Origin of the sequence: Arcicella gelida, from assembly GCF_034931025.1 — a bacterium.
GTDB lineage: Bacteria > Bacteroidota > Bacteroidia > Cytophagales > Spirosomataceae > Arcicella > Arcicella gelida.
The window spans coordinates 1-14,380 of the sequence record NZ_JAYGIL010000055.1 but is presented as its reverse complement, the minus strand read 5'-3'; the positions used below and the strand labels follow the sequence as shown (position 1 = coordinate 14,380).

Annotated in this window: 11 protein-coding genes and 1 other RNA gene; 3 read left to right on the top strand and 9 right to left on the bottom strand. The window is 34.7% G+C overall.

What is annotated here, in order from left to right:
* Positions 1-399 precede the first annotated feature (399 nt).
* The 8 genes from ssrA to VB776_RS24010 all read right to left on the bottom strand — a co-directional run bounded on the left by ssrA (position 400) and on the right by VB776_RS24010 (position 10,104).
* Positions 400-797, bottom strand: a transfer-messenger RNA (tmRNA) gene (gene ssrA / locus VB776_RS24045).
* 154 nt (positions 798-951) lie between these two features.
* Positions 952-1,533, bottom strand: coding sequence for a hypothetical protein (locus VB776_RS24040; protein WP_323699393.1), 582 nt, complete (start codon positions 1,531-1,533; stop codon positions 952-954).
* Between the two features lie 93 nt (positions 1,534-1,626).
* Positions 1,627-1,926 carry a type II toxin-antitoxin system RelE/ParE family toxin gene (locus tag VB776_RS24035; RefSeq protein ID WP_323699392.1) on the bottom strand — a complete coding sequence of 100 codons (300 nt, stop codon included), beginning with the start codon at positions 1,924-1,926 and terminating at the stop codon, positions 1,627-1,629.
* Positions 1,919-2,170: a type II toxin-antitoxin system ParD family antitoxin gene (locus VB776_RS24030; protein WP_323699391.1), complete on the bottom strand. Its 252-nt coding sequence runs from the start codon at positions 2,168-2,170 to the stop codon at positions 1,919-1,921. The genes VB776_RS24035 and VB776_RS24030 overlap by 8 nt, the downstream gene beginning before the upstream one ends.
* 257 nt (positions 2,171-2,427) lie before the next feature.
* Positions 2,428-4,461, bottom strand: a complete 2,034-nt coding sequence (locus VB776_RS24025; protein WP_323699390.1) for a TonB-dependent receptor family protein — start codon at positions 4,459-4,461, stop codon at positions 2,428-2,430.
* Positions 4,462-4,536: 75 nt separating this feature from the next.
* Positions 4,537-4,992, bottom strand: coding sequence for a DUF1801 domain-containing protein (locus tag VB776_RS24020; RefSeq protein ID WP_323699389.1), 456 nt, complete (start codon positions 4,990-4,992; stop codon positions 4,537-4,539).
* Between the two features lie 88 nt (positions 4,993-5,080).
* On the bottom strand, positions 5,081-6,094 hold the full coding sequence (locus VB776_RS24015; RefSeq protein WP_323699388.1) for a threonine aldolase family protein: 1,014 nt from the start codon (positions 6,092-6,094) through the stop codon (positions 5,081-5,083).
* A gap of 152 nt (positions 6,095-6,246) precedes the next feature.
* Positions 6,247-10,104, bottom strand: coding sequence for a pyruvate carboxylase (locus VB776_RS24010; protein WP_323699387.1), 3,858 nt, complete (start codon positions 10,102-10,104; stop codon positions 6,247-6,249).
* 431 nt (positions 10,105-10,535) lie between these two features.
* Between VB776_RS24010 and pdxA the strand changes: the two genes are divergently transcribed.
* The 3 genes from pdxA (at position 10,536) to VB776_RS23995 (ending at position 13,591) form a co-directional block, all read left to right on the top strand.
* A complete protein-coding gene (gene pdxA, locus VB776_RS24005) occupies positions 10,536-11,555 on the top strand; it encodes a 4-hydroxythreonine-4-phosphate dehydrogenase PdxA (protein WP_323699386.1) in 1,020 nt (339 codons plus the stop codon).
* A gap of 82 nt (positions 11,556-11,637) precedes the next feature.
* Complete coding sequence (locus tag VB776_RS24000) at positions 11,638-12,516, top strand: sugar phosphate isomerase/epimerase family protein (protein WP_323699385.1); 879 nt, start codon at positions 11,638-11,640, stop codon at positions 12,514-12,516.
* A gap of 133 nt (positions 12,517-12,649) precedes the next feature.
* Positions 12,650-13,591 (top strand): NAD(P)-dependent oxidoreductase, encoded by a 942-nt coding sequence (locus VB776_RS23995; RefSeq protein WP_323699384.1) that lies wholly within the window; start codon positions 12,650-12,652, stop codon positions 13,589-13,591.
* Positions 13,592-13,686: 95 nt separating this feature from the next.
* On the opposite strand, the gene VB776_RS23990 is transcribed toward VB776_RS23995, so the two are convergent.
* A complete protein-coding gene (locus tag VB776_RS23990; protein ID WP_323699383.1) occupies positions 13,687-14,139 on the bottom strand; it encodes a methylglyoxal synthase in 453 nt (150 codons plus the stop codon).
* Between the last annotated feature and the right edge of the window lie 241 nt (positions 14,140-14,380).

Sequence of the window (14,380 nt, the reverse complement as noted above, 5' to 3'; positions counted from 1 at the left end):
CCCAACAATTTTATAATTTCGTCTTTGATGATTTGTTTCATCCTTAAAGGCTGGTTTGATGCGTGGTAGCTCAAAGTTCAGCCTTTTTGTTTTCAGAAACAAAATCTTCGGGTAGAGTACTTCATTGTAATATAACAATGCTTTTTTTCTTGTCAGAAAAAATATAAAGTAGATAATCGAAGAACTTTTTCTTATCAGAAAAAATATAAAGTAGATAAGCGAAGAACTTTTTCTTGTCAGAAAAATTATAAAGCAGATAAGAAAAAGTGCTTAGTAAACAAGAAAAACTCTCAAGAAGGCAAGAAAAGTGATGAGTAAAATAAATAGAATATTTTAGAAAGGATAGGGAAAGGGATATAAAACAAAAACCGCTCATACACATTGTATAAGCGGTTTAAGGAGTGGAGACGGAGAGATTCGAACTCTCGTCCAGACAAGGAACTCGATAGCTTTCTTCACGTTTAGTCTTGATTATTTTTTCGAGATAGGCAGGGTTCAAGCCGGACCTTAAACTATCCTTATCCTCTTTGTACTAAATGTTTGCTTAGAGAAATCACAACATTCGACTCTGCGTTTCGACACCCCGTATCCCAGCGGCAGAGTTTAGCCGAGTGGGGTGTGGCGAATAGCTCCAACTCCGTTGATAACTATCCAAAACGAAATCCCTTAAGGATTAAGCTGCCATGGCATACTGAGTATTGCCGATTGTTTTTCGGACTAATTTTTAACAGGAGATTAGACCAACTCCCGACGTGCTTACCACCGACCTGCACAAGCTGTCAATACCGGTCGCCCCCAAATGATTAAAAGAACATCAAATGAAATGAATAGTTTCATTCTTTGGGATGGCGAAGATAATATAATTTTTGAAGAATTTGGCAAAAATATTTTTACCTGTAGATTTTCAGAGATAATAATCGCAGATTCTCTTAGAGAAATACAGGGAAAGAATCAGTGTGAATCACAGAGTGAAATTTCAGGTTTTTGTTCCATTTTATCGATAAACTCAAGAATGGCTTTTTTTTGTAGTAGCCAATTTAAACACCAACTTATATAATTATATCGCTGTTCATTTTTATCTACTGATTTTAAAGTATTGTTAATTAGGAGAACAGATGTATCTATATCTTTTTTTGAAACTTTTCCTTCGTACTCCTTCAAGATTAAATGAATCATTTCAAAGGCTTCAAAATTGTCCTTTTTAGGATTAAGATTACATAAAATGTCAATTATATCAACAATATAATTTCCTATATTTTTATCAAGTAGAGCATATATTAATGAGCCAATGTCTTCACCATTGAGATATTTTTTAACATCATTGATAACAATTGGTACAAAATCTTCCTTACTCATATCAGCAAGTAAAAGAGCAATATCATTCTTTACCTGACAAGGTTTTAGTACTACAAATGAATCAATTAAAGAAGATGAATACACTGCTATATCCATTTCAATACTCTTTAATAACTTGAAGGCTTTTTCCTCTTCTGCACTTACCAATGTATTTTTAATTTTTTCATAATTTTTCATAGATAAGTATTTAGAATTGGGAATAAAGCTTAATGAGTTTACTGTTTTTCTAATTCAGGAAAATCACTTATATATTTTTGATTAAGTTTTTATTCATTCATCTATTTGGTTTTTCAAGTCCATACGTTCATGCAGAATTCTTAGAATTTCAACATCTTTAGCGACTAGGCTTCGATAGAAAACTATATGCTTTCCAACACTAAAACCATAAATTTCGTTAGAAATCTTTTTATAATTTTTCCCAATTGTTGGTTGGTCTGCGATTTGCTTACAAGCTTCAATTAATAGTTCGTAGTATTTGTCAGCTTGGTTTTCTGACCAAACTTCGTAAGTGTAATCCCAAATTTTGGAAATGTCTTCAACAGCTTTGTTAGTTAGAATGTATTTAGCCATTTTTTCTTTTATTGGCTTTTAACGTTTCTAAATGCTTTTTTGCGTCAAAGTTTTTTGCAATTCCACTATCAATTCCTTCTTGAATTGCATTTTTTAAAATTTGAGTTTTATTTTCTTCTTCCTCAAGTAGTCGAAGTCCAGCACGGATTACTTCACTGGCATTTTTAAAGCGACCTTCTGTAATTTTGTTTTCAACAAAATCTTCAAAGTAATTACCTAATGATACAGATGTGTTGCGTCCCATAAATTTTAGTTTTTATTGAAGTTACCAAAATTTGGTAACTTATACAAGTTTATTGGACGATTTGTTGGGTTAAAATTTCTTTATCTAAATATCATTGTATTTTAAATTTTGAGTATTACTTCCTTTATGACAATACAAAAAGTGAAGTGCTTTTTTGAGAATATAAACCTATAAGGATTTGAGGTTAACGTTCTTATTATTAGTTGATTATATAAATCCTTATAGGTTTGATTAATCCGAAGACCGAAATCCCATATCTAAAACGCTCTCACACTAATTCCTCCAAACAAAAAGCTTCCAGAAGCAGGTTCAAAATAACGATTAGCTGTTGCATTGATTTGAACGTTGGCATTGTAAACGGTATTCGTCAGGTTATTAATACCGATAAAAGGTTCAAGAGTCAAAGCTCCAATTTGTTTACGATAACCAACTCTTACATTTGCTGTAAAATATCCATTGTTGGTTACAGTATTGGCATCATCCGCATAAATCTTGCTGATACTTCTTAACTGAACAATACCAAAGAAACCAGATTTATCAAAGTATCTAAACTCAGAATAAATATTATGTTTCGGAATACCCGGCAAAGTATTCCCATCAAATTTACCTGCGGTTGTTTGGTATTCTTTGTATTTGAAATCTGAAAAAGTATAGTTTAAGTAAGCTGTTAAACCATTGAAAACTTTATAGGTAATTCCCGTTTCAATACCTTTACGATTAGATAAACCTGCATTTCTAAAATAAGTTGTTACACCTTGTCCTGCTATTTGATAAGGAACAATCTCATCTTGTACTTCAATGGTAAACAAGGCAAGGTCTAATCTTAATTTTTTACTAAGAATACCTTTATAGCCTAATTCAAAATTTCTTGATTTCTGTGGATTTAGATTAGGATTAAAACCGCCTGTTTTTAATGGATTATTTGATAATTCGTTCAAAGAAGGCGTTTCAAAACTGCTAGAGATATTGGTGTAAATAGATTGATTTAGTTTTGGAGAAAACGAAAATCCTAACATCGGACTAAAACGTTGAAAAGATTGAGTTGAAGATTGATCGCCATCATTTAGGAATTTATCCGAAATCTTTAATTGAATATCATCAAAACGAGTATTTAGTGAAAGTCTAAATTTTTGATTAAAAGTATATTCTTGCAAGATAAATGCACCAATATTTCTGAAAGACTCGATTTGATCAGATTTTAAATCTCCTCTTTCTCCTAATTTATTATCATAACGTTGACGATTATCCTGTTGATTTTCAATATCCAATCCCGCTTTTAACCTATATTTCTTTTCAGTGAATTGATAATTAAAACCTCCACCAGAAAAATCTCTTTTAAAAGAAATCTGTCCATTTGCCAAAATGGCTTGTTGACTATTAAAATCACGATTTAAGTAAAAAGCACGAGTGTTGATTTGATGTTTTTTACCAATTTTTTGGTCATAAATCAAGGCAACTTTTGCTTGTTTGAAAGTCTCGTAAGCATTATAATCTAAATTTGCTTGTCGGGCTTGCCGTCTGTCTTTGTCAATATCTGCCTGAGTCAGTCCACCAGGGTCTTCTGCTTTTGGGCTATCCACATAACTCATCAGAACACTCAAATTACTTTTATCCGAAAACTTATAAATCACTTTTCCATTGAGAAAATTACGTTCCAATGCACTGTGATTACGATAACCAGTACTTGTCAAACGAGAAGCATTTAAAAAATAAGTGACTTTCCCAATTTCTTGTCCCGTTTTAAATTGTAATCTTTGAAAACCAAATGAGCCAAAAGTAGCCTGTGCTTCTGCAAAAAAAGCTTTGGGTGTTTCTGAAAAAAGACTAATTACGCCACCTGAAGCATTGCCATATAAACCAGCAGTTGGACCTTTGATTACTTCCATGCGTTCCATTAAACCCATGTCTAAATTGCCAACTTTGGCTGTTCCGTCAGGAATAGATTCAGGAATGCCATCCATTACAACCTTCAAACCACGAATACCGAAAGAAGCTCTTGCTCCAAAACCACGAATAGAAATGCGTAAATCTTGGGCAAAGTTTTCAGAGTTCATCGCAAAAACACCCGGCACAGCACCCAAAGCATCAAACATAGAAAGTTTGGATTGTCCAGTTTGTAAACGTGCTTGGTCGATAACCGTAACAGCCAAAGGCGTTTGAATATCCTTTCCAACAAAACGAGAAGAGCTAATAATAACAGGTTGAAGTTCTGTTATTTTCAAACTAGAGTCAGTTTGGGCAAAAGAAATAAAGGAATTTATAAAGCAGAGTAAGGATAAAAGTCTTTTCATTTTTGAATTTTTCTGAAAGATAATTCAAAAAGATGAATGATTTAGCTGTGATTGGTATGAAGTAAGATAACTCGTTTACCGCTTCAATTGTGCTTCATAAATCTTAATCCATTCATCAACAGTTACTTTAGAAGCTAATTCTCCAATTAATTCAAATGGAATTTGGTCTAATTTCTTGAATCTGATACAGCTTTTACCCATATCCAATTTAGCTTTTGAATGTTTGGGAAATTCGTTTACAAACCATTCGTTAATAGTTGGTTCAGAATAAACAAGCATGTGATAAACTGCAATAAAATTTTTCTGAGAAGCAATACTCAAAAAGGGTAGAGGAAGATTCGGAGTACAATGATACCCACTTGGGTAAAGTGAATGTGGCACTACATAGCCAATCATACCATAGCTCATTGTTTCTTGAAAACCTTCAGGTAAGTTTTCCAGAATTACTTTTCGTAAATTGCTGATAGCGATTTTTCTGTCTTCGGGCAATTCATCAAGATATTGGTCGGGAGTTTGGGCATTACTTTGCATCAATAAATTTGTTTAGCGTTATGATAAATTTACACAATACAGATGAGATTAAAAAAGGCACAGTAATTTTTAGTTACTGTGCCTAATATCATTTCAAAACTCTTTTCTGAAATTCCTCTAAATGTTCATCTTTAAAATCTAAATGCGTTACAAATCTTACCAAGTGTTTGCCAAAAGTAGCGGCTCTAATTCCTTTTTCATTCAATTGCTGAACATAATCAGATGAAAGTATTTTATCATTCAATCTAAAGATGACGATGTTAGTATCTACTGGTAAAATTTCTTCTACTTCTGGTAGTTTTGCCATTGTTTCACCTATAATTCTAGCACGAGCGTGGTCTTCTTTGAGTCTCTCAATATTATTATCAAGTGCATAAATACCTGCGGCTGCTAAATAACCTGCCTGTCGCCAACCGCCACCCAAACGTTTTCTTACTCTTCTGGCTTTTTTGATAAAATCTTTTGTACCTAATAAAACAGAACCAATGGGCGTTCCTAAACCTTTTGATAAACACACCGAAATGGAATCAAATACTTTTCCGTACTCCAAAGGACTTTCCTGTGTTTCTACCAAAGCATTGAAAATTCTTGCTCCGTCCAAGTGTAAAGGAATGCTGTTTTCGATACAAAGCTTTTTGATGTCCTGAATATCAGCTAATTGATAATAAGCACCACCGCCTTTGTTAACGGTATTTTCCAAAGAAACCAAAGCTGAAATAGGATGATGTATATTGTCAGGCTGAATTACTTCTTTGATTTGTGAAGCTGTTAATCTTCCTCTATCGCCTTGCAATAAATTAACAGAAGCCATAGAATTGGCTGAAATACCTCCGCCTTCGTACAAATAAATATGTGAAAGAGCATCACAAATTACTTCATCGCCTTGTTTTACGTGGACGTTGATAGCGATTTGATTAGTCATTGTGCCAGAAGTACAGAATAATCCTGCTTCGTAGCCAAACATCTTGGCTGTTTTTTGTTCGAGAGCGATAACGGTTGGGTCATCTTCAAAAACATCATCTCCGACTTCCGCCGAAAACATTGCCTCTAACATCGCAGGAGTAGGTTTGGTAAAAGTATCGCTTCTTAATTCAATGGTCATATTGTTGATAGTTTTTGATGAAATAAATTCTTACAAAGATAGCCAAGTGATTTACTTTGAGCTTTAAGATATGCTCTTTTTTGAATGGAATAAAACCAGAAGAGCCTCAGATTTCTCCAAGGCTCTTCATGAATTTTCAAGTCAATGATTATTTAGGCTAAAAAATCACCGCTTGTTATTTCTGGTAAACCGTCTGTAGGACGATTGTACAAATATGAGTATGCTTCATAAATTGTTCCGTCAATACTTACAGAAATAGCATTTCTCACAAAAACACTTTCAGCGATATTTTCTGGATAAAACTCTTCATATTCATCTAAAATTCTGATTAATCTTAATGAATTTGAAAGTTTATACAATTCACCAATTACTTTGCTATTAGTATCATCAGAGGCTACAATGCCCGGGTATTCACCGATATTGTACATTTTGCCTTGATAATCAGCCAATCCGATAAATTCAGAATTACGAGTAATTAATTTATGTAATTCGTTTCCGAAGTCTTTTCTCAATGTTCCATAAACAAATAAGTATTCTTCTTTGTCTGGTTCCGGTAAAGTGGCTTCTTCAACGGCTAATACTAAATCTTCTTGTTCAACAACAGTTCCTTCATTCAGAACAACTCTTGAAACGATACCTTCGAATGGAGAAGAAACGATTGATTCCATTTTCATGGCTTCAATCACATACAAAGGTGCATTTTTCTTCACTTCGTCGCCCGGTTTTACCAAGATTCTACTCAAACGACCTTGTAAAGGTGCACCAATATCACCTTTAGCCGAAGCTTTAGCATGTTGAGCACGTTCTACTTTGATATTTTTATCTAATACTTTAATTCTACGAGCTTGTCCGTTCAATTCAAACATTACAGTACGTAACCCAGATTCATCAGGCTCAGATTTGTACAAGTATTTTACAATAATTGTTTTCCCTTCATCAATAGTAATCAAGATTTCTTCGTCTGGTTTTAAACCATACAAGAATGCTGGCGTCGGAATCAACGATACTTCACCATAAATTTGTTGAGCTTTGTAGTAATCTTCATATACTTTCGGATACATTTTGTATGAAAGATAATCCAATTCTCCTTGCTCATTTTCTGGGAATTTCGCTTTGAAATCTTCAAAATCCTGTCCGAAATCAATTGGAGGAATTGTATCATTTGGACGAGTAGTTAGTGGTGTTTCGCCTTTCAAGATAATTTCTTGTAATTGTTTCGGGAAACCACCATGAGGTTGACCTAAACCACCCTTGAAGAAATCTTTTACAGACTCAGGGAAAGAAAGTGTTGCTCCTTTTGCATATACGTCTTCGGCAGTTAAAGAGTTGGCAGTCATAAAGATAGCCATGTCTCCAACTACTTTTGAAGAAGGCGTTACTTTTACGATGTCGCCAAATAATTTGTTAGCTTCAACGTAATTGCTCTTCATCAATTCAAACTTATCGCCTACACCCAAAGCAATGGCTTGTCCACGTAAGTTAGTATATTGTCCACCTGGAATTTCATTATCATAAACTTCGGCAGTTCCTGCTTTTAATTCAGATTCAAACGGATAATACAATTGACGAATATCTTCCCAATAAGTAGAGTATTGGTTCAATAATGGCAAGTTGATTGGGCATTCACGCTCGTTGCCTTGCATCATTGCCACTACCGAATTGAAGTTTGGTTGAGCCGTTAAACCAGACATTGAACCTAGAGAACAGTCAACAATATCAACACCTGCTTCAATGGCTTTCAAATAAGTAGCTGCTTGGATTGAAGCAGTATCGTGTGTATGTAAGTGTACAGGAATTGAAAGTGTTTTCTTCAATTCTGTTACTAACAATTGTGCTTGGTAAGGTCTAAGTAAACCAGCCATGTCTTTAATCGCCAAGATGTGTGCTCCTTCGTCTTCTAACTGACGAGCCATATCTAAGTAATATTGTAACGAATATTTTTCATTCGTAAAGACATCACCAGTATAACAAATAGAAGCTTCTGCGATAGCGTTTGTACGCTCACGAACAGCTTTGATAGAAACTTTCATCGCTTCAACCCAGTTTAGTGAGTCGAAAATACGGAAGACATCAATACCTGTTTCGGCAGATTTTTCTACGAATTTCTCAATTAAATTATCTGGATATGCTGAATAACCAACCGCATTTGAACCACGGAAAAGCATTTGCAAAAGCATATTTGGCATTGCTTCACGGAATTCTTCTAAACGTTTCCAAGGAGATTCGTTCAAGAAACGCATCGCTACATCGAAAGTAGCACCGCCCCAAACTTCCATTGAAAATAATTGAGGGAAGTTCTTAGCATAGCTTTCTGCAACTGCTACCATATCTTTAGTACGCACACGAGTCGCTAATAAAGATTGGTGACCGTCTCTGAAAGTAGTATCAGTATATAAAATTTGTTTTTGTTCTTTGATGTACTGACTGAATTTATCAGCACCCATCGAATCTAACAATTGTTTGTTTCCTGCTGGATATGCGGCAAAAGGGTCAAAAGCTGGTACAACTGGAGTACGGAAAGTACGTTCGTTTTTAACTTTTACATCTGGATTACCATTTACTACCACATCTCCCAAATAACGAAGTACTTTCGTTGAGCGGTCTCTTGAAGTTTTAAAATCGAATAATTCAGGATGAGAATCAATGAATTGTACCACACATTTCCCTTTTTGGAAAACTGGGTGTGTAATTACATTTTTAAGGAAAGGAATATTCGTTTTTACACCACGAATACGGAATTCTGTTAAAGCACGTGAAAGACGTTCAGAAGCACCTTTCAAGGTTCTACCACGAGCAGACACTTTCACCAACATTGAATCAAAGTATGGAGAAATTTTAACACCCGGATATGATGAACCTTCATCTAAACGAATACCAAAACCTGCTGCATTTCGGTAAGCGATAATCGTTCCGAAATCTGGCTTGAAACCATTGGCAGGGTCTTCAGTTGTGATACGACATTGAATTGCATAACCATTCAATGGAATATCTTCTTGTTTTAAAATAAAGATATTGCTGTCAGAAAGCTTATAGTTTTGAGCAATTAGAATTTGTGTTCTAACGATGTCAATTCCTGTTACTTCTTCTGTAATGGTATGCTCTACTTGAATACGTGGGTTTACTTCGATGAAGAAAATATTTTCGTCTTTATCCACCAAAAATTCTACCGTACCAGCATTATAATAATTTACTGCTTTACCGATTGATAAAGCATATTGATATAATTTCTGACGAGTTTCTTCTTTTAAACCAAAAGAAGGGGCTACTTCAACTACCTTCTGGAAACGTCTTTGTACCGAACAATCACGTTCGTAAAGGTGAACTAAGTTCCCGTGTTGGTCACCTAATAATTGTACTTCAATATGTTTTGGTTGGTCGATAAATTTTTCAATAAAAATAGTATCATCGCCAAACGCATTTTTCGCTTCGTTTTTCGCTTCGCTAAATGCTTTTTCTAAAGCTTCTTCTTCACGAACTACACGCATTCCTCGTCCGCCACCACCAGCAGCAGCTTTTACCATTACAGGGAATCCGATTTTACGTGCTTCCGAAAGGGCAATATCAAAATTGGTTAAATCTTCTTTAGAATCTTCAATCATTGGTACTTGTGCAATTCTGGCAGCTACTTTAGCAGCTACTTTATCACCAAGTGCATCCATTGCTTCAGGCGAAGGACCAATAAATTTGATTCCTTCTTCACGGCAACGACGTGCCAACGTTACGTTCTCTGAAAGAAAACCATAACCTGGATGAATCGCATCAATTTTTTTCTCTTTACAGAGTTTAATAATTCCTTCAATATCCAAATAAGGCTTTAAAGGCTCATCATCTTTTCCGATTTGGTATGCTTCATCGGCTTTGTATCGGTGAAGAGAATAACGGTCTTCAAACGTATAAACGGCAACTGTGCGAATACCTAATTCAGAGGCAGCACGCATGATTCGGATAGCTATCTCACCACGATTGGCTACCAAGAGACTGTTGATTTTTTGGACGTAAGGCTGAGCCATATTTCAGAAGTTGGTTGTCGATTATTGGTAAATGCTTTATTTGAAAGGGGCTTGTGTTTTGAAAAATCTCTTACTAAGGCTAACTATTAAGAAATTATAATCTACAAAACAAAAACATATTAAATCATACAAAAATCAAAAATAAATTGGGTATTTGGTTACTTCTGCACAAGAAAATTTGGCAGATATTAGAAAGATACAATTTAGTTTTGGTTAGATGCTATTTTTGTAAATTCTGCTTAAAATATGACCTTGAAAAATAATTCATTTTGTGTTTTTTCTTTCATGATAGATAAAAACACAAAGAAACCTTAGTCAAACAACGGAATTTTTATTTCCCCTACTTTTAAGATAACTTGCAACTCAAATTTACAGAATGGTGAAAGCTTTATCCTTTTTAATAAAACAACCATTCACTGATTACAAAAACAATGGAACAACAAAAACCAATCATAGGAATAACTTTAGGTGATTATAATGGTGTAGGGCCTGAAGTAATTTTAAAGGCATTGACAAGTAACCGTATTTTAAAACTTTGTACGCCTGTAATTTATGGTTCACAAAGAGTATTTACTTATTACAGAAAAGCCCTTGAATTAAAAGATTGGACGCTACACGGAATTCAGAGTATCGACCAAATCAATCCAAAATTTACGAATGTTATTACTTGTTGGGATGATAAACAAACCGAAGTAACACCTGGGAAAGTAACGCCAGAAGCGGGTGCAGCAGCGTTGGCTTGTTTGCAAAAAGCTACGGAAGATTTAAAAGCTGGGCATATTCATGCCATCGTGACGGCTCCAATCAATAAAAATAATATTCAATCAGAAGAATTTAAATTCCCTGGACATACTGAATACTTTACTGAAGCGTTTGATTCCAAAGAATCTTTGATGTTCTTGGTTTCTGATGTGTTGAGAGTTGGCGTAGTAACGGGACATATTCCTTTGGGAAGAGTTCGTGGAGCGATTACTCAGGAAAAAATCACACAGAAACTGAATTTGATGTTTACTTCTTTGGTAGAAGATTTTGGTATCCAAAAACCAAAAATTGCGGTATTAGGCTTGAATCCGCACGCTGGCGAAGATGGCTTATTAGGCAATGAAGAAAAAGAAGTAATCTCACCAGTTTTGGAACAATTCAGAAAGAAAGGGAATCTTGTTTTTGGACCATTTCCTGCGGATGGATTTTTCGGAAATGCTCAATTTAAACATTATGACGCTGTTTTAGCAATGTATCACGACCAAGGATTGATTCCTTTTAAATACATTTCTTTTGAAAATGGTGTGAATTTTACTGCAGGACTTTCGGTAGTGCGTACTTCGCCAGACCACGGAACGGCTTATGATATTGCTGGAAAAAATGTAGCCAAAGAAACATCCATGCTTGAAGCTATTTTTACAGCTATTGATGTAGTAAGAAACAGAAAAGAAATAGTTAGTCCAGTATAAGGAAAATTCAAAAAAGCCTTAATTTGTAGTGGTAAAATATTTCCTAAAATATTATTTAATCTAAATTCAACCTTAATTAACAATGTCGATCGAACAACAATCACGTCGTGACTTTTTGAAAAATAGCTTAATTGCTACTGCTGGTGCAACGCTTCTTGCGAATGATTTATGGGCTGCTAAAAAAGAGGCTCGTCATATTGGTGTACAGTTATATTCTGTGCGTGATGCCATCAAAGTAGATGCCAAAGATACTTTAGCCAAAATTGCTAAAATGGGTTACAAAGAAGTAGAAGGTTTTGGTTATTCAAACGGAAAATTCTTTGGTTTAACGCCTGCTGATTATGCAAAAACATTGGCTGATAACGGTTTGAAAATGCCATCTGCTCATGCTATGGTTACTTCAAAAGACTATGTTAACGGACAGCTTTCTGATGATTTTAAGAAATTGGTAGAAGATGCTATCAAGGTTGGTCAAAAATATGTGATTGCTCCATACATGTCTGACCCAGACCGTTTGATTGGTAAGCAAATGGCAGAAACTTTCAACAAAGCAGGTGAATATTGCAAGGCTTCTGGTGTGAAATTCGGCTACCATAACCATGATTTTGAATTCAAAAAGTATAATGGCGAACAACTTTATACAACTCTTTTGAATAATACTGATAGGAATTTAGTAACATTTGAAATGGATTTATATTGGGTAGTTGTGGGTAAAGAACAACCTATCGAGTGGTTCAAAAACCATCCAGGAAGATTTACGCATTTTCACGTAAAAGACCACGATCCAGTTAAAAATGTAACAGTAGAAGTAGGAGAAGGCGATATTAATTTCCAAGAGATTTTTAATGCAGCTAAAATTGCAGGTACAAAATACTTTGTGGTTGAATTAGAAAACTACAAACGTACTCCAATGGAAGGTATCGAAATTGGCTTGAACAACTTGAAAAAATTAAAGTTTTAGTCGCTAATTTTTCTGAAAAATATTTAATCTGTTAAATTTGTCAACAGAAAATGAACCTGTCACCTCAGTGGCAGGTTTTTTTAGTACTTATTCATACCGAAGCTGAATTAATTAATCGGTACGAACAACAAATATGATGAAGAAAGTTTTAATTGCTGATGATATGCACCCAAGCATCCTGACGATGCTGAGTGAAATAGGTTTTTCTCCAGATTACCAACCGAATATTCAACGTCCTGAATTATTGAATATCATAAAAGATTACGAAGGATTATTGATTAGAAGTAAAACTAAAATTGATAAAGAGTTTTTAGCACATCAACAAAAATTAGCATTTATTGGAAGGGCTGGAGCAGGCTTAGATTTGATTGATATTGAAGCGGTAGAGCAATTAAATATTCAATTATTTGCGGCTAATGAAGGAAATTCTGATGCTGTTGCGGAGCATACTTTAGGGATGTTGCTGTCACTTTTCAATAAAATCAATTGGGCTGATGCAGAAGTACGTCAGAAAATTTGGTTGCGTGAAGCCAATCGTGGAATAGAATTAAAAGGTATGACGGTCGGAATTATCGGTTATGGCAATATGGGAAAAGCCCTTTCCGAGCGACTAGCGGGCTTTGGTGTAGAAGTATTGGCTTATGATTGTTTCAAAACAGATTACTCGTCCCACTTAGTAAAAGAAGTAACGATGGAAGAAATCTTTGAAAAAACAGATGTACTTTCTCTGCATATTCCTTTAAATGAGTCATCAAAAATGCTGGTGAACGATGCGTATTTATCGAAATTTAAAAAGAATATTTTTCTACTAAATACTTCTCGTGGAGAAGTGGCTTCTGTTGCGGATATTTTGAAAAATTTACAATCAGGTAAATTAAGAGGTGCTTGTTTGGATGTATTAGAAAATGAAAAGATGAAACAATTAAAGCCTGAACAAGAAGAAGTTTATGAGCAATTGTTTCAGATGAAAAATGTAATATTAACGCCACACATTGCTGGTTGGACGGTTGAAAGCTACCGCAAAATTAACGAAGTACTTTTTGAGAAAATTAAAAAGATGTATGGCTTGTACTGATTTGAAAATTTGGTAATTTGAAGATTTGAAAATGGGATTGATGAATAAGACTTACTTGTTTATTTCTTGTCAAATTCAAATCTTCAAATTCAAATCTACACTTTTCTTGCTAAGTAAACAGAATAATCTGTCAAGCGAGATTCGTATTCATCATTCATTAATGGTGAAGTAAGCATAAAATCAGCCGTTGCTCGATTACAAGCCATTGGGATATTCCAAACTACACCCAAACGCAACAAAGCTTTAATATCAGGGTCATGCGGTTGTGATGCCATCGGGTCCCAAAAGAAAATAATCATGTCAACAGCACCTTCGGCTACCAAAGCCCCAATTTGTTGGTCTCCACCAAGCGGACCACTAAAGAGTTTTGTTACTGGACGGTCGATAGATTCTTCAACTAATCTGCCTGTTGTGCCTGTAGCAAATAATTCATGTCTTGAAAGTACGCCTCTGTTGTAATAGACCCAATCAATTAATTCAGCTTTTTTGTTATCGTGTGCAATTAAGGCAATTCTTTTACGAGGCTTTAAAATTCTAATATTCGACATAGTATCGTTGGATTGTTTTTAGGTAAGTTAAGTGTTTAGGATTTCTAGCAACAAAAGTACAGTTTTTAGTCTTCAATGTTAATTTATTTCATTTGATGTTTTAAATCAAAATTCATTTTAAGTGGCACCCTCCCCTTAGTTGTGTAAGTTTTGTTGGGGCTTTGATTTTTTAAAAAATCAAAGCCCCAACAAAAAACTTTAAATAACTTAGCAACAATAATTGTCATTTTTATGGATAAGT